This is a genomic window from Microbulbifer sp. HZ11 (genome assembly GCF_000708675.1).
GTDB lineage: Bacteria > Pseudomonadota > Gammaproteobacteria > Pseudomonadales > Cellvibrionaceae > Microbulbifer.
In genome coordinates this window covers 972535-988645 of record NZ_JELR01000002.1, presented here as the reverse complement: position 1 = coordinate 988645, position 16111 = coordinate 972535, and the positions used below count along the sequence as shown (strand labels likewise).

12 protein-coding genes are annotated in these 16111 nt (G+C 59.1%); 5 read left to right on the top strand and 7 right to left on the bottom strand.

Features of this window, described 5'->3' with window-relative positions; genetic code table 11:
- Positions 1–66 precede the first annotated feature (66 nt).
- The gene (gene pulA / locus AU11_RS11890; protein ID WP_231491878.1) at positions 67–3540 is read right to left on the bottom strand and encodes a pullulanase-type alpha-1,6-glucosidase; all 3474 of its coding nucleotides are present in this window, start codon (positions 3538–3540) and stop codon (positions 67–69) included.
- 487 nt (positions 3541–4027) lie between these two features.
- Positions 4028–4459, bottom strand: a complete 432-nt coding sequence (locus AU11_RS11885; RefSeq protein ID WP_043319577.1) for a DUF4168 domain-containing protein — start codon at positions 4457–4459, stop codon at positions 4028–4030.
- 310 nt (positions 4460–4769) lie between these two features.
- On the opposite strand from AU11_RS11885, the gene AU11_RS11880 reads away from it, so the two are divergent.
- Both AU11_RS11880 and AU11_RS11875 read left to right on the top strand, forming a co-directional pair.
- On the top strand, positions 4770–5318 hold the full coding sequence (locus AU11_RS11880; RefSeq protein ID WP_051687214.1) for an RNA polymerase sigma factor: 549 nt from the start codon (positions 4770–4772) through the stop codon (positions 5316–5318).
- A 39-nt stretch (positions 5319–5357) separates the two neighbouring features.
- Positions 5358–6320, top strand: coding sequence for a hypothetical protein (locus tag AU11_RS11875; RefSeq protein WP_043319575.1), 963 nt, complete (start codon positions 5358–5360; stop codon positions 6318–6320).
- A gap of 25 nt (positions 6321–6345) precedes the next feature.
- Here AU11_RS11875 and AU11_RS11870 read toward each other — a convergent pair whose 3' ends face one another.
- The 5 genes from AU11_RS11870 to AU11_RS11850 are packed head-to-tail and all read right to left on the bottom strand — an operon-like array spanning position 6346 to position 13046.
- The gene (locus tag AU11_RS11870; protein ID WP_043319574.1) at positions 6346–7170 is read right to left on the bottom strand and encodes a symmetrical bis(5'-nucleosyl)-tetraphosphatase; all 825 of its coding nucleotides are present in this window, start codon (positions 7168–7170) and stop codon (positions 6346–6348) included.
- Between the two features lie 44 nt (positions 7171–7214).
- Positions 7215–8024, bottom strand: a complete 810-nt coding sequence (gene rsmA, locus AU11_RS11865) for a 16S rRNA (adenine(1518)-N(6)/adenine(1519)-N(6))-dimethyltransferase RsmA (RefSeq protein WP_043319573.1) — start codon at positions 8022–8024, stop codon at positions 7215–7217.
- Between the two features lie 42 nt (positions 8025–8066).
- Positions 8067–9068, bottom strand: a complete 1002-nt coding sequence (gene pdxA, locus AU11_RS11860) for a 4-hydroxythreonine-4-phosphate dehydrogenase PdxA (protein WP_043319572.1) — start codon at positions 9066–9068, stop codon at positions 8067–8069.
- Between the two features lie 4 nt (positions 9069–9072).
- Positions 9073–10443 carry a peptidylprolyl isomerase gene (locus tag AU11_RS11855; protein WP_081848087.1) on the bottom strand — a complete coding sequence of 457 codons (1371 nt, stop codon included), beginning with the start codon at positions 10441–10443 and terminating at the stop codon, positions 9073–9075.
- Positions 10443–13046 carry an LPS-assembly protein LptD gene (locus tag AU11_RS11850; RefSeq protein ID WP_043319571.1) on the bottom strand — a complete coding sequence of 868 codons (2604 nt, stop codon included), beginning with the start codon at positions 13044–13046 and terminating at the stop codon, positions 10443–10445. Before AU11_RS11850 ends, AU11_RS11855 begins: the two co-directional genes overlap by 1 nt.
- A gap of 350 nt (positions 13047–13396) precedes the next feature.
- On the opposite strand from AU11_RS11850, the gene AU11_RS11845 reads away from it, so the two are divergent.
- The 3 genes from AU11_RS11845 (at position 13397) to rpe (ending at position 16102) form a co-directional block, all read left to right on the top strand.
- Positions 13397–14503, top strand: a complete 1107-nt coding sequence (locus AU11_RS11845; RefSeq protein WP_043319570.1) for an aminoglycoside phosphotransferase family protein — start codon at positions 13397–13399, stop codon at positions 14501–14503.
- 23 nt (positions 14504–14526) lie between these two features.
- Complete coding sequence (murU, locus tag AU11_RS11840) at positions 14527–15222, top strand: N-acetylmuramate alpha-1-phosphate uridylyltransferase MurU (RefSeq protein WP_043319569.1); 696 nt, start codon at positions 14527–14529, stop codon at positions 15220–15222.
- A 211-nt stretch (positions 15223–15433) separates the two neighbouring features.
- Positions 15434–16102: a ribulose-phosphate 3-epimerase gene (gene rpe, locus AU11_RS11835; RefSeq protein ID WP_043319568.1), complete on the top strand. Its 669-nt coding sequence runs from the start codon at positions 15434–15436 to the stop codon at positions 16100–16102.
- Positions 16103–16111 lie beyond the last annotated feature (9 nt).

Here is a 16111-nt window from a genome sequence, read left to right as displayed (position 1 = left end):
AACGAATCGGAATAAAAAACCCGGCAAATTGCCGGGTTTTTTATTCTTGAGAATGTGACTTTTGGTTTAGATCCGGCGACGACGCAACAGCGCAGCGGCGAGCAATGCCAGCAGCGCAAAACCGGTAGCGCCACCGCTGGAGTCATTGCCTGGATTTTCCGGCTGTTCGAATTCTTCCTCTTCCTCCTCCTCCGGAATAGAGCTGTCATCTGCCCGTGCCAGAGTGAACACTGCGGTGGTGCGCGCAGGTACGCTGAATACACCGGCCGCTACCGCCGCATCCATCAGTGCTGTATCCGCAGAATTCTGTTGTACCGGGTGCAGCGCGAACGGCAGTTCTGCCGCAGATTCCAGGGTGAATTCCTGAGCCTCTGAGCCACCGTTGAACAACACCAGAATCTGCGAGGTCTCTTCATCGAAGTCGCCCGCCGGGTCGTTCAGGTGCATGGCGATCAGGCCTGGGATCTGTTCCGGTCCGGTATTGGCGAAGGACACCACCGATTGCACCGCCTCTTTGGTGGGCAAACGGAACAGGCCGCTGCTGCGACGGATCTGCAACCACTCCTTGAATACCGCCAGCGCGAACTCGCGGTCGGATTGCTGCGGTGCGATATCCGGGTTGGCCAGCAGCGGTGCCATCAGCCCCCAGTTGTCCTCGTTCTTGTCCGCAATCGGCAGGCCGGCACCCCAGTTATCGGTGGCGAGAGAGAAGTCGATGGCATTGAACCAGTCACCGGAGTTGTAGCTGTCGCGGTCCATGGATTTCGAGCGCAGGATTTCCTGGCCGGCGTGGATAAACGGCACACCCTGGGCAAGCATCACCAGGGAGGTGCTGAAGTTCTGCAGGCGCACGCGGTCGGCAACACTGGTGGTGCTGTTGGCCTTGATCTGAATGCCGTCGAACAGGGTTTCGTTATCGTGAGCGGCAACGTAGTTGATCGACTCCTGCGGGTCGGCGGTGTAGCCGGTGGGTTGGCCGTTGTAGACCAGCTCGGCGCCGGTCATCTCGGTGCCGTCTGAAGTTTCCAGCACATAATCCGCCAGGTTGCCGGCGAGAGTGATGCGCACTTTATCGGCCAGTGTCAGCAGGGTTGCGCGCTCATCGTCGCCACCGAATTTGCCGTTGCTGTCGGTAAACAGGCCGGTGCCGAAGCCCTGTTCCTCGAAGCCACCAAACGGATTGCCGCCACGCACGGAGTCGCGGATGCGGTCGTTGAAGGTGCCGACCCCGGTGCCTGCCATATTGCCTTGGCGGGCCTGTACGAAGCGCGCATCGTCCACCACTTCACCGAAGTTCCAGCCCTCGCCGTAAAGGTAAATGGAAGACCCATCTACGCCGTCGGCTTCCGTGGTGAGTGCCTGCAGATCGCTGGCGATATTCTGGATATTTTCCTTGGTGTGATGGCCCATGAGGTCAAAGCGGAAGCTGTCGACCTTATAGGCGGTGGCCCAGGTCATCATGGAATCACGCATGAGCTTTTCCATCATGGTGTGCTCGCTGGCGGTGTTGGCGCAGCAGCTGCTCATTTCCACAAAGCCCTCGCCATTGCGGCGGTGGTAATAGCCGGGAACGATCTTGTCGAGAATGGAATTGTCGTACTGGGCAAAGGAGCTGGTGTGGTTGTACACCACGTCCATCACTACCCGCAGGCCCATTTCGCTCAGGGACTGCACCATCTCGCGGAATTCAATAATCCGCTGCACACCATTCGGGTTGGTGGAATAACTGCCCTCCGGCACGGTGAAATGCAGCGGGTCGTAACCCCAGTTGAAACCGTCTTCATCGCGGATGGCATTCACCGCCGCCTGCTGCTCGGTACTGTCGGGGGCGTAGACGCTGAGGTCTTCGGTGGTTTTCTGTGCGCTGCGATCCTCGTTCACGGTGGCGAAGTCGAACGCGGGCAGCAGGTGCACATGGGTAAGTCCGGCTGCGGCCAGCTCCGCCAGGTGCAGGCTGCCGCGACCGTCTTCGGCAAAGGCGGCAAAAGTACCGCGTGCCGCTTCGCTGACCATGTCATCTTTGATACTGAAGTCGCGCACGTGCAGCTCGTAAATGGAAATATCTTCCGGCGCCGTCAGCGCCGGTTTGATCAATGAGTCCCAGCCTTCCGGTTTCAGGTCGACGTCATTCAGGTTGACGATCTGGGACTTGTGGGAATTAGTGGACAGACTCAGGGAGTAGGGGTCGGTGACCCAGTTGGTTTCGATTTCGCGGGTTGCGTAGGAGTAGACCTCCACCTCGTACAGATAGAACTTGCGATTCCAGTCGATGCTGGTGGACGCCGTCCACACTCCGTTGCTTTCGCTCATCACAATATGGGCGCTGGGGTCGAACTGCCCTGCGGTATCGAACAGATGTACCTTCACCGATTTGGCCGTGGGTGCCCAGAGCGCAAATTCGATGGCTGTGTCTCCTACGGTGGCGCCGAGGGTGCCGTCGTAAGCAAAGGCCGCATCGAGAAGACCCGGAGTCTGAATACCGGTGGCATCGACGATGGCGCCATCCGCGTCAAAAATGGCAACCGCGAGCTGACCTTTGATCAGGTCGGCAATATCCACCGTAGCCGGTACCGTGAAAGCGGTGCTGTTACTCAAGTGCGGAAATTTGGCCGCAGTTGCTTCGGAGGCACCGTCGGTGTTCAGAGCCAGCGCAACTTCGCTATCACCGGCTACACCATCGGGGCCGAGCGTAAGCGCGGCGTCGGCACTACTCACCAGTTTGGCACTGCCGCCCTCCGGCAGGTTAACCGGCCACAGAATGGTGGTGGTATCGACCCAGTGTGCCTTGTCCGTACTCAGGTCGCCACGGGGTACGCCATCGGTGCTTACCACCACTTTCTTGGTATTACTATCGAAGGCGAAGTAAACCTCTTTGCCGTCTTCTACCGTGAAGGCGATGTTGCCGCCGTCCTGCCCGTAGCTCTCATCCCAGCCTTCGTGCAGGGCCGCTTTCATCTGGTAGTCCCCTGCGGGAATGGCATCGGTAATCAGGGTGTAAACACCGTCGCCATCTACATCCTGCATCAGGCTCTGCAAGCACTGGGGTTGCCAGTCGTCGGGGCACCCCAGTTCGCTCTGGAAATCGCCGGTGGCGGTCACGATAGTGTGGCGGACATTGTCGGCGATCCAGTTGCTCTCGTGATCGTAAATAAACTTTACTTCCCGCTCCTCGGTGATACCGAGCACGATATTACCGCCGCCCGCGTCGCCATTGGCTCCGTAGTTTTCATCCCAGCCGCCATTGAGTGCCACCTTGTACTCATAGCCTCCCGCGGGCAACGTAAAGGTGCCCTGCCAAAGGTCGTCTTCCGCATCGTAGGTCAGCTGGGATGCTTCACAGGAGGGATCCCAATCGCTAGCGCAACCTACTGCGCTCTGGAGGGTGCCCGGAATATTGACCGAGGAAACTTCTGAGTTGGGGGTCGCCTGTGCGGCACCGGCAATTGCCAGCGCCAGGAGCGAGATCATGTGTGGACGTTTGTGCGTACTGATTGAACAGGCGCGGCTGCGGCGCCCCTGTGACGGAGAGTTAGCTTGCATGCTCTAGAACCTTATTGTTTCTTTTATTGAATTTCTGTCAGCGGGTGCTGTGGAACCCACTGCTTCATCATCGCTGATGCATTCTCGATACATGCGTCCCCTCAAACCGACGGTGACTGAATGCATGTATAAAATCGCAAGCTCGATTAGAGGTCAGCCATCGGTAAACAGCATCCCACCCGCGGGGGGCGGAGGAAAAAGTAACCAGGGTTGATGGGGGCGGAGAGTAGCAACTCACCGCCGGGGTAAGCTACACGGAGGGTCTGCGAAAAAGCGGCCGGGGCTTGCCGCAAGACAAGCCTCACAGCAAGGCTCAGGGGTAGGAGTTGGGGGCGGAAGCGATTTGCGCCGTTGACGTAGCACCGCGATTCGTTCGGGAGGATCGCGTTTTGGTGAAGCGTTACCGGGAGCCGGCGGCAAGCGCCGGCTCATGTTCGCTCACCATCAAAAACGCATGGATGTCGCCTGACGTGATTGTCGGCCGCTGTTATCGGTAGTCGTCGATTTTTTTCGCGATATCGGGATTCATCGCTACGGCGCGGGCAATCGTGTTGTATTCCTGCCGTGTCAGCCCGGCTTCTTCTACCTGGGCCAGCATTTCTTTGTTTGCCTGTTCCCGCAACGCCATTGCCTCCTGAGGGTCCTGGGTATTCTGGAGTTTTGTGGTCATTTCCACGCGGGTTTCATCTACGTTTTCCTGTGCTCTGGCGAAAGCTTCAAGTTTTTCATCTGGAAGGTCTTCTGCATTGATCGATGACTGAGGCGTTGCCGAATAGGTGTGGGCTTCCTTCGCCTCCTGTTGTGTATCCTGGGACGCCCACGCGCTTCCCGAAATCAGTCCGAGCGCAAGCAGTGTACTGGTGGCCGTCGCAGAAAGAGTGATGGCAAGGCGATTTTTTTTCGGAGTTTGCATATTCATGGTTCGATTTTCCTCTTCGGTGAATGGAACACTGTTACAAACAGGTCAGCAGCGGGGAACTTCTTAGGGTGAAGTGTTCCTGTGCTGGCCGTTCGTGAAATAGAACAGCCGAGAAGATGGTGCTGTTGCCGGTAACTTGCGAAAACGTGATGGAATTCTCGATCACGGGGATCCGCGGCACTGCTTTGGAACTAAACCCGGTGCCGGCTTGTTCACTAGTAAAGGCCGACAAAGTCCGTTCATCTTGAAGGTGTTTGTATGCCAGTAAGATGGTGAGCGCGCGGCCGAGACCAGTGGAGAAAAGCAGCCTATGAAGTTCGAACAGAAGGTGTGTGAGCACATTCCCGGTTTGACCCGTTACGCGTTAGCACTGTGTGCTGAAAAGTCTCAGGCGGAAGATCTGGTACAGGACTGCATGGAGCGCGCATTGCGCAAAAGACACCTGTGGCGCCCTGCAAGCACCTTGAAACCTTGGCTTTTTCGAATGCTATATCGGATTTATCTGAACCAACGCAGCTCCGCGCGGGCGCGCAAAGAATCTCTGGTGGAGAACGCGGGAGAGGATGTGGCGATATCGTCGGGGCATGAAGCCGCACTGGATTGTCGGGATGCCATGTCAGCGATACAGCGACTGCCGGAAGAGCAGCGCTCAGCGTTGCTGCTGATTGTGCTTGAGAATCCCAGTTACCGGGAAGCTGCGGATATTCTGGGAGTAAATGCTGGGACTTTGCGTAGCCGTGTGTCCCGAGCCCGTGAATCTGTTCGCAAGGCCTGCGCGGAGAATGTTCCGGACACGGGTGGCTCGCTCACTTGCGAGCGGACAACCGCTAATGGAACCATTTTGCAGAGAGTGAAATAGTGTTGAAGTTTGCAGCAGCCTACTTGTGGAGTTCTGATCATGTCACTGCACCGTAATGATGATCGCTCGAACAGTGTGTCTATGGAAGAAATTTCCGCCTTTGCCGATGGCGCACTGCCAACTCAGCGTGCACGACAGGTGGCCCGTTATCTGCGGCTGAACCCTGAGGCGGCGAAAACGGTTTTTGACACTTGGCGTTTTGAAGGCGAGCTGCTGGGGGAGTTGAACGCAATAAGCAGCGATAAGTATAGAGGTGATACGACGAACGCCTCCGTTCGCCCTTTACCCTGGTTAAGTGGTGTCGCTACAGGTGCAGTTCTGGTTCTGGGGGTGTGGGCACTAAGCCTGGAGCTGCGCACCGAGCAGTCCTATGGGACCCTGACCGCAGGCGCGCGCGCTGCCCAGGTCCGCCCGCTATCCGATCAACCGGGAGGGGCTGCGCTCGTTCAGGTTTCAGCGGCGCCAGCAATGGCTGTTCCAGATCTGGAAATAACGGCGCAACAAGGTGCCAGCCAGGTGTCATCGGAGAAGGGGCCTGGCACTGACTTGAATGGCGGTGGCGTTGCCAAGGCTCCGTCAACTCAACAGCTGCTTCCGGAGAGTCCCGCTCTGGCAGGAGACAATTTTCGCCTGAATTTCCACGGTGTGGACGGTACCCTGCTGACACTGGAAAGTTACTCTCTACAGACCCCGCCACAAGCGACATTTCACGAAGGTGTGCCCGATACAAAAGGAAGCGAAGGCATACTGGACGGAGGTGGGATAAACGAAGAGGTAAACCAGGGGCGGGTGCACTGGGTAACCAGTGAAACACTGTATGTGCTGACGGGAAATCTCGATGCGGCAGAGCTTATGGCCCTGGCAATACGCTTGCATAAACAGCAGGATTTGCAGCGGGCTTTGGTGGCGCCTCGCGCTACGGAAGCTATTGGTGACCGGGGCGCTTCGGGCATACTAAATCCCGCATCCGATGAGGCCGCTCCCGGGTTTAGCAAAATGTAAACTCGCTATTTTCCGTATGGCGGGTTTAGAGTGTGCAGTCCGCGCAATAAAAGGATTCGTCTTCCAGCTTTAGTGCGGTGAGGTAACCACCCCACACACAGCCGGTATCCAGAGCGTATACATTTTTTGTATTCGCCTCTCCTTCCAATGCCGCCCAGTGGCCAAAAATAATTCGGTCGTTTTTAGTCTTGCGATTACTGAAACTGAACCAGGGGCGGTAGTCGTGATGCGCTGCCAGCGGCCCCTGTTTGGTGACCAGATCCAGAGTGCCGTCCTCCTTGCAGAAGCGCATGCGGGTAAAGTAGTTGGTGATGGAGCGCAATCGCTCCACACCGATCAGATGATCGCTCCACTTGTGCGGCTCGTTGCCATACATACCGAAGAAATAGGCCTCCGCCATGGCGGGATCCTGCAGTGCCTGATGTACTTCACCTGCCAGCTCCAGGGCTTTGCTCATACTCCATATGGGGGGGATGCCCGCGTGTACCATGGAGAAATATTTGCCCTTGACCTTTTTGTGCACCATAAGCGGCTGCTTTTGCAGCCACTCCAGAAGTTGGTCGGCATCTTTGGCTCGCAATACTTCGGCGAGATCGTGTTCTTTATCGGTCAGTCGTTTGGCGCCGTGAGCAATGGCCAGCAGGTGCAGGTCGTGGTTGCCAAGCACCGCGGTAATCTGGCTGCGGTGCTGGTAAAGAAAGCGCAGTGTGCCGAGGCTGTCGGGGCCGCGGTGCACCATGTCGCCCGCCAGCCACAGTTTGTCTTTGTCTGGGTTGAAACGGACTTTCTTTAGCAGTCTTTGCAGTGGTTCCAGGCAGCCCTGGATATCGCCGATTGCGTAAGTGGCCATAATTCTCTCCGGTTATTCTGGTGGATGCGCTTCGCTTATCCACCCTACGGGGAGGGGGCAATTAGGTTTGAGCAGAAATTTGCCAGGTCAACGTACTCTTTTACGCTGAGGGTTTCCGGGCGGCGGCTGGTGTCCACCGGCAGCTGTTCGGGATTCAGATCCGGAAACAGCGGCTTCAGGGCATTGCGTAACGTTTTACGACGCTGCTGGAAAGCGACGCTGACGATGCGTTCCAGCAGGGCTTCATCGTCTGCCGGGTGCGGCAGCGTCTGGTGTGGCACCAGACGCACGATGGCGGAATCCACTTTCGGCGCAGGGCGGAAGGATTGCGGCGGTACCGGGAAGAGTCCCTGCACGCGGCAGTAGTACTGGGTCATTACGCTCAAACGGCCGAAGGCTTTAACCCCTGGCACCGCACTCAGGCGATCCACCACCTCTTTCTGCAACATAAAGTGCATGTCCTGCACCTTGCCGCGAAAGCTCAGTAGGTGAAACAGCAGCGGAGTGGAGATGTTATAGGGCAGATTGCCGACGATACGCAGCTGCTCGCCTTCCTCGACCATGCTGCCGAAATCAAATTTCAGTGCGTCTTTTTCAATGATGGTGAAGTCGGGATAGCTGCGGAACTTGAATTCCAGCATTGGGATCAGATCCCGGTCCAGTTCTACTGCGGTCAACGAAGGGCACTTGTCCAGCAGCAGCGCGGTGATGGCGCCCTGGCCGGGGCCGATCTCCACCAGTTTATCGGTTTCTTTGGGGCCGATGGCGCGCACGATGCGCTCGATAATGTTCTCGTCGACGAGAAAGTTCTGGCCGAAACGCTTGCGCGCCTTGTGTTGGAAAAAATTGTCCATGAATGTGTTCGTTTGAATGAGGTTTGCGCGCGGGACGCAGGGTTAAATTTGGCGCAGCTGGACCAGTTCTATGGCCTGGTGCATGGCGGCGAGAAGGCTGCCGGTATCGGCAATACCCTGGCCGGCAATGTTGAGCGCGGTGCCGTGATCCACCGAAGTGCGGATATATGGCAACCCGAGGGTGATATTGATCGCGCGCCCGAATCCCTTGAATTTTAACACCGGCAGACCCTGGTCGTGGTACATGGCCAGTACAGCGTCGCAGCGGGCCAGTTGTGGCGGGGTAAACAGGGTGTCTGCGGGTAAGGGGCCGATCAGGTTCAGTCCGAGGGCGCGCAGGGTATCCAGCGCCGGCTCGATGGTGTCGATTTCCTCACGTCCCAGGTGCCCGCCTTCACCGGCGTGAGGGTTGAGGCCACACACGCCAATGCGCGGGCTTTCGATGCGGAACTGGTCGCGCAGACTGCGATGCAGAATGGTGAGTACCTGTTGCAGGGATTCGCCGCTGATCGCTGCACTGACATCTTTCAATGGCAGGTGGGTGGTGGCGAGTGCCACGCGCAGGTCGTCGGCGGCGAGCATCATCACCACCTTTTTCACGCCGGCGTTTTCCGCGAAGAACTCGGTGTGTCCGCTAAAAGGGACGCCCGCATCGTTGATCACGCCCTTGTGCACCGGGCCGGTCACCACCGCATCGAAGGTGCGGTCTTTGCAGCCCTCGGCGGCGATGCGGAGGGCTTCCAGTACATAGGCGCCGTTGGCGGGATTGAGCCGGCCCGGCTGCGTGGCTTGCGCCAGTGCGACTGCCTGTATGTGCAGGCTATTGGCCGGGGTTACTTCCGCCGGTTTATTCGCGTCAAATGGAATCAGTCGCAGGCTTTTGCCCTGGCGTGTGGCTTCCTGTCGCAGCAGGTCCGGGTCGGCGATGGCAACAATCTGGGCGAGGGAAATGGGGTTGGGGCGGTCGGAGCAGGCGAGTTTGACCGCCAGCTCCGGGCCAATCCCGGCGGGTTCGCCGGGAGTGAAGGCTATGCGTGGGGTCATTCCGTTACTGGCTTTCGCCCTCGCTGGTGTCGCCGGCAGCGGACTCTTCCGCGGGTTCTTTGGCTTCTGGCAGCTTGATTTCCACATAGGCCTGGTCGCGGATTTCCTGGCGCCAGTTCTGTAATTCTTCCTCGTAACGGCGGTTGCGCAGCAGGTTGGCGGCCTGGTTGCGGATGTACTGGTCCGTCATGTCCTGCTGACGGCGGCCTTCCACCTGCAGAATATGCCAGCCAAACTGGCTGCGGAAGGGCATGCTGATCTCGCCCACCGGGGTGTTGTCCATGGCCTGGGTGAATTCCGGTACAAACTGGCCGGGGTTGGACCAGCCCAGGTCACCGCCCTGCAGCATGGTGCCGATATCTTCTGAATTGTCTTTGGCCGCGTCTTCAAACTTGAGTTCGCCGGCCTGGATCTTTTGGCGCAGGTCGGTCAGCAGGTTGTAGGCGGCGTCATCGTCGCGGATCGCGGAGGTTTTCACCAGGATATGACGCACCTTGGTCTGCTCTACTACCTGCTCGGTGGCACCGCGTTGCTCATGGATCTTCAGCAGGTGGAAACCGGCGTCGCTGCGGAACGGCTTGGTGGTTTCACCGACGCTGATCCCGTCCAGGGCATCGGCGAACAGGGTGGGCAGCTCCACGGTTTTGCGCCAGCCCAGATCACCGCCCTGCAGGGCGTTCTGGCCCGCTGAGCTGGAGATGGCCAGGGCGCGGAAGTCTTCGCCGCCCATGGTTTTCTCATAGATGGAATCTGCTTTGGCGCGGGCTGCGGTCACTTCCTCCGCCGGTGCGCTGGAGCTGACCGGAATCAGGATATGACCCAACAGGTACTGGGGCGACTTCCAGAACTCACCCTCTTTGGAGCGCAGGAAGTTGTTGATGTCCTGATCGGTAATCTGGATGCGGCGGCTGACGCTGCCCTGTTCCACCCGGCGAATAATCAGCTCCTGGCGGATCTGCTGGCGGAAGGCGTTGTTGGAGAGGCCATCCGCTTCCAGTTTCTGCTGGAACTGGGCCGGGGACATGTTCATGTTCTGCTGCACCCGGGCAATGGCCTGATCCAGCTCTTCCTCCGCGATGGTGACACCGGCGCGGGCACCCATTTGCAGCTGCAGGCGCTCGATAATCAGCTGTTCCAGTACCTGGCGGCGCAGTACGTCTACCGGCGGTGCCTGCACGTTCTGAGCGGCGATCTGCTGTGTGATGGTTTGCATACGCTGATGCAGTTCACTGGCCATCACCACATCGTCGTCCACCACGGCCACCACGCGGTCCAGCTGTTGTACCTGGGCCCAGGCGGGGAGCGCAATGGCGCTGGCTGCGGCCAGAGTCAAAAGACCGCGGCGAAGAGAGGTGAACATCTGCATTATTGTCATCACTGTTTCAGTACTTCTCGTTGTTCAAAGTTGGCAATGCCCTGGGTGAGTATGCGCGTGACCGAGCCGCCAATGCCAGCCAGGCCCTTCAACTGCAGTTCAATATAGACGCCTTCGTCGAATTCCAGCTCCTCCGGCGGGACGACGTCGGCCAGGTCATTGTCCAGTTCACGGCGCCACAGCAGGCGGGTGCGGTAGCAGCAGGTGTCGTATTCGATCCCTGCCAGGTACTCCAGTTCCCTTTCAAAGGTCAAATCGTAGTTGGCCCGTGCCAGGAGTGAAAGCCGGTCATTCACCGGCCACGCGGCGGAAAGGTCGATCTGCTTGACCGGGCCCTGGATCAGATAGGTGTCAGTGCTGTCGTACACCTCCTCCTTGCGCAGGTAGCGGTAACTGGCGTTGATCAGACGGAAATTGTCGTCCAGGTAGCGCAGGGTGACGTTGCCGCGGTTAATGGTGTGGTCGGTATCGTGGTAGATAACCTCACTGCTGATGCGCAGGGCGTCGCTGGGCCGGCTCTCCAGTCGCGCGGCGAACTCCGAGCGCGGTACATCCTCGATAAAGTCTCTCAGCTCGATACGACTGGCTTCCGAATAGAAGATCTGCCCGGCGCTGGCGGCGAATAGGTCGCGGCCGCTGCGCGGGTCGATAAACCGGGTTGTGAGGCCAAACGAGGCGCGATCGGCATCATCAATGCGGTCGTGACCGTTGAAGCGGCTGTCGCGGAACAACTGGTCGTAACTGAAGGTGAACAGTGAGGTGTCGTACAGCAGATCGTTACCCCCGTCGCTGGAGCTGTTGCTCACATTGAGGAAATCCGACTGGTCCGCGTCGGTGCTGGCCATCAGGAACAGGCGCGGCTCCAGCGTCTGCACATACTCCTGCTGGAACAGGTTGCCGTAGCGTTCGAAAAACAGGCCGCTGTCGATGGATATCTGGGCGGCGGAAGCCTCCGGGGTGTTCATGTCCGGGTCGGCGAGGAATGTCTCCGCCAGTTCGTAGCCCAGGTAGATGCCGTTGATCTGCGGGTTGAAGAAGCCCCACAGCCACTGTTTGTCCCAGCCAAAGCTGTAGTTGGCGTAGGCGCGGGTGGCGTTGACGAAGTCGCGGGTGCTGGTAGTGACACTGTCCGGGTCATCCACATCCGCGATGTACTGAATCGTCTGGGTATCCTCGTGATCGAAGGTGGTGATTTCGTGTTCCAGCAGTAACTGCCAGTCATCCCACTTGTAGTTGCCGTTTACGTTGAGTCGCGGCAACTGGCTGTAGGTATCGAAGCGGTCCTTCACCAGCTGCTGGTATTCCTGCGCGCGGAGACTGGCAAACCAGTGCTCGGTGGTGAGGCTGGCCTGCGCGGACTGGCCCAGGCTGGTCATGGCGCGAGCGCTGACGTTTTGCGGCACCTTGATCTCCGCGTTGTCCAGGTCGCGGAAATAATCCGGGTCGCTGACCTTGGTGTAATCGATCTTGGTGCGCCACAGGCCACCGGTACCACCGAGCTGGTTCAGGTTGGCATACCAGCGGTCTTCCCCTTTTGCCGGCAGCACCAGGTCTTCCGGAAAACCCTCGTTGATCAGACGGCGGGCATCTTCATCATTGCCGCCCTCGTCGTCCGGCAGCCCGGCCAACCGTACCTCGGTGCTGAAGGCCGGGCTCAGGTGCCGCCCCTCCAGTTCCAGGCCGGTACCCCGGTACTGCACATAGCGGGGGGCGATAGTGGCGTCCAGCTGCGGCGCGATATTCCAGTAGTAGGGCACTGCGATGTCCCAGCCGTTCTCATCGCTGTTGCTGATGCTCGGAAACAGGAACCCGGAAAGGCGCTCATCCCCCACCGGAAATCGCAGATAAGGGAAATAGAAGACCGGCACATCGGCAATCTCCAGGCGCACATTGCGCGCGGTGCCCTGGCGCTCCACATTGTCGATGGCGATCTCGCCACCAATCATGCGCCAGAAAACGTCGTCCGGTTCACAGCGTGTGTAATTGCCTTCCGTCAGAATCAGCTCCCCGCTGGCCTCGCGGGATGCGAAACGGGCAGAGCCGTGGGCGGCGTCCTCATGCACTACGTAGGTAGCATCTTCGATAGAGGCCGCCTTGCTGTCCGTGTGGACCTCGGCGGCCTTGCCGCGCACCAGCATGCCCGGTTCACGCATTTCGATGGCGCCACTCAGGTAGGCGGTGTTTTCCTCGCGGTTGACGTCGACCTGGTCGGCAAACAGCTGGCGGTACCCCTGAGTAATGTGCACGTTGCCACGCAATTGGGCGGTGCCATTTTCCAGCCAGTCGGAGCTGTCGGCGGTGGCGCGCAGGGGTGATTCTTCCGGCAGCTTGTCCGAATCGGGGTATGCTCGCAGCGGTTCCACAAACATGCCGCCACAGATCGGGGAAACCTGATTGCGCAACGTGGGGTCCAGCTGACTCTTGGGGAACCAGTCCAGGTACAGGTAGGGGTTTTCCACGGGCTCGGGCGCGGATTCCGTTTCGGCCGTTGCGGTGAGCGGCCACAGAGAGTGGGCGGCGAGCAGGCCGAAAGCGAGGGAGCGGGGGCGTGACAATTGTCCAATGGCCAGCGCAAGACGGCGCCAGCGGGAAGCTTCCAGCATCGAGTGATTGGTTCCAGCTATCTTTAGAGTCTGTCTTGTAATCCGGCCATGGAGTGTGGCCCTGATTTGGCCTTGGGCGAGACCGCGCGCGTGGCGCCGAAAAGCGCGATTCCGGCAAAGACGGAGCCGGCGCGCAAAAATCAGCGGTCGATTCTACTTGAATGGCCGTAACCATGGAAACCGCCCGTGCGTCGACTCGGCCAGATTAGCGGGTGAACCCGACCGCCGCTGCCGCTACAATGCACAGCTTTTAGGCGATAAAGCCCGCGGTGAAAAAGTGCCTCCGGGTATTTTCCGCCAATCGGTCGCCGCAGACCGTAAATGAACGTTTCGATAATGACAGGTGGTGGATGAACGAGTGTGTATCCCAGGTCCAGGATGAGCGCAGAGATCAGCTGCGCCAGTGGGCTGTCCGCGCCCTCCAGGCCGGCCACGAACCGCTGCAATTACCCCCCCTGGAAAACACCCTCCACCTGCAGCCCCTCTCGGGAGACGCCGGTTTCCGGCGCTATTTCCGTACCGATACCACCCCCAGCCTGATCGCGGTGGATTCCCCGCCGGGAAAAACCAACGTCAGCCGTTTTGTCGCCCTGGCGGATTACCTGCGCCGCAATGGTATCCACACTCCCCTGGTGATCTCCGCGGATATCGAACACGGCTACATGCTGCTGGAAGACCTTGGGGATACCCAGCTGCTCCGAGAGCTGGATGACGACAGCGTCTCTGGTCTCTACGCGGAAGTCATGAGCGAACTCCTGTGCCTGCAGCAGATCAGCCGCCAGGAGGGATTATTCCCGCCCTACAATCGCGAACTACTGCATATGGAGATGCGCCTGCTGCCCGAGTGGCTGGTGGGCAAACTGTTGCAGCGGGAGCTGAGCGAGGAGGAAAACCAGCTGCTGGAGCGCACCTTCGCGCACCTGCTCGACAGTGCCAGCAGCCAGCCCCAGGTGCTGGTGCACCGGGACTACCACAGCCGCAACCTGATGATCCGCGACGGCGAACGCCCCGGCGTGGTCGATTTCCAGGACGCTGTCTGGGGTCCGGTTACCTACGACCTCGCGTCACTGCTGCGCGACTGTTACATCCGCTGGCCTCGGGAGCAGGTGGAAAACTGGGCGCTCGCTTACGCCTCCACCGCCATGGACGCCGGGGTGATACCCCAGGTTAACGGCAAAACCTTCCTGCGCTGGTTCGACTGGATCGGCCTGCAGCGCCACTTCAAAGTCCTGGGACTCTTCCCGCGCCTGTATCTGCGCGACGGCAAACACGGCTACCTGCCGGATCTGCCCCTTGTCATACGTTACACCCTGGAAGTGTGTGATAAATACGAAGAAATGCAGCCGTTCGCCCAGTGGTTCCGGACCGAGTTGTTGCCGCTGATCGAGCAGCAGGACTGGTACCGCGACTACCGCACCGCCGGCGATCGCCGCAATGTAGAAACCGAATCCTCCTGATCAACGCGCGAAAAAGCCACCAGATGACAGCCAAAACCTCAAAGGCACCCACCGCCATGCTTCTTGCCGCCGGATTCGGCAAGCGCATGCGCCCGCTTACCGATCACACCCCAAAACCGCTCATCCCGGTGCTGGGCAAACCCCTGATCGAATACGCCATCGAGCGCCTGGCCAAAGCCGGTGTCACCAACCTCGTCATCAACCTCGCCCACCTCGGCGAGCAGATCCGCGAGCACCTGGGCAGTGGCGAGCGCTTCGGGGCAAGCATCCAGTATTCCGAAGAAAACGAACCCCTGGAAACCGCCGGCGGCATCACCAAAGCCCTGCCGCTGCTGGGGGATGCGCCTTTCCTGGTGGTCAACGGCGATGTCTGGTGTGATTTCGATTTCTTGGGCTGGGTCAACAACCCCCTACCGGAAAACTGCCCCGGCCGCCTTCTCATGGTGCCCAACCCGCCGCATAACCCCGAGGGGGATTTTGGCATCGACGACGGTCTTCTATCCGGCACTACCAAACCCAGATTTACCTTCGCCGGCATCAGCTACCTGCGCCCGGAAATTCTCACCAGCTACCCCAAAGCCCGCGAGCGCTACGGCCTGGGTGAAGTGTTCGCGTATAACGAAGACAAAATGCAGGCGGAAGTTTACGAAGGCGACTGGTGCGATGTGGGAACCCCAGAAAGGCTGAATAAGCTGGAAGAAAGACTAAGAGCGAGTTAACCCACCCGCTTACGAAGTACAAAAGTACAAATCGAAGGCCGGGTGCCGGGTGGGGCTTTTCAGGATCGTCGCAAACAGGATGTTTGCGCCGAAACTCCCAGGGATGGGTTCACCGTGGTCCTGAAAAGCCCCACCCGGTGCCCGGCCGCCACCGGCGGTCGTAAAAGCACCAAAGACCCTGGAGCTATAACCAAAGCACCGAGATGAGAAAATGCCAGACTACAAAATTGCACCCTCCATCCTCTCCGCCAACTTCGCCCGCCTGGGCGAAGAAGTCGACAACGTCCTCGCCGCCGGCGCCGACTGGGTGCACTTCGACGTAATGGACAACCACTACGTCCCCAACCTCACCATCGGCCCCATGGTCTGCAAGGCCCTGCGCAACCACGGCGTAACCGCTCCCATCGACGTTCACCTCATGGTCGAACCCGTCGATGACATGATCCGCATGTTCGCCGACGCCGGCGCCACCTACATCACCTTCCACCCGGAAGCTAGCAAACATGTCGACCGCTCCCTGCAACTGATCCAATCCCTCGGCTGCAAGGCAGGCCTCGTTTTCAACCCCGCCTCCAGCCTCGACGCCGCCAAATACGTACTCGATAAACTCGACATGATTCTCCTCATGTCCGTAAACCCCGGCTTCGGCGGCCAGAAATTTATTCCCGCCACCCTCGGCAAACTGAAGGAAGCCCGCAAACTCATCGACGACTCCGGCCTCGATATCCGCCTCGAGATCGACGGCGGTGTCACCAAAGACAACATCCGCGAAATCGCCCAGGCCGGCGCTGACAGCTTCGTCGCCGGCTCCGCCATCTTCAATGCGGATGACTATGCGGAAGTGATCAAGGTGATGCGTTCGGAGCTGGCGCAGGCCTGAGGGCCGCTT

Coding starts and splice junctions, on each gene's coding strand:
- pulA (WP_231491878.1), bottom strand. CDS start 3,540: ATGCAAGCTAACTCTCCGTCACAGGGGCGCCGCAGCCGCGCCTGTTCA.
- AU11_RS11885 (WP_043319577.1), bottom strand. CDS start 4,459: ATGAATATGCAAACTCCGAAAAAAAATCGCCTTGCCATCACTCTTTCT.
- AU11_RS11880 (WP_051687214.1), top strand. CDS start 4,770: ATGAAGTTCGAACAGAAGGTGTGTGAGCACATTCCCGGTTTGACCCGT.
- AU11_RS11875 (WP_043319575.1), top strand. CDS start 5,358: ATGTCACTGCACCGTAATGATGATCGCTCGAACAGTGTGTCTATGGAA.
- AU11_RS11870 (WP_043319574.1), bottom strand. CDS start 7,170: ATGGCCACTTACGCAATCGGCGATATCCAGGGCTGCCTGGAACCACTG.
- rsmA (WP_043319573.1), bottom strand. CDS start 8,024: ATGGACAATTTTTTCCAACACAAGGCGCGCAAGCGTTTCGGCCAGAAC.
- pdxA (WP_043319572.1), bottom strand. CDS start 9,068: ATGACCCCACGCATAGCCTTCACTCCCGGCGAACCCGCCGGGATTGGC.
- AU11_RS11855 (WP_081848087.1), bottom strand. CDS start 10,443: ATGACAATAATGCAGATGTTCACCTCTCTTCGCCGCGGTCTTTTGACT.
- AU11_RS11850 (WP_043319571.1), bottom strand. CDS start 13,046: ATGCTGGAAGCTTCCCGCTGGCGCCGTCTTGCGCTGGCCATTGGACAA.
- AU11_RS11845 (WP_043319570.1), top strand. CDS start 13,397: ATGAACGAGTGTGTATCCCAGGTCCAGGATGAGCGCAGAGATCAGCTG.
- murU (WP_043319569.1), top strand. CDS start 14,527: ATGACAGCCAAAACCTCAAAGGCACCCACCGCCATGCTTCTTGCCGCC.
- rpe (WP_043319568.1), top strand. CDS start 15,434: ATGCCAGACTACAAAATTGCACCCTCCATCCTCTCCGCCAACTTCGCC.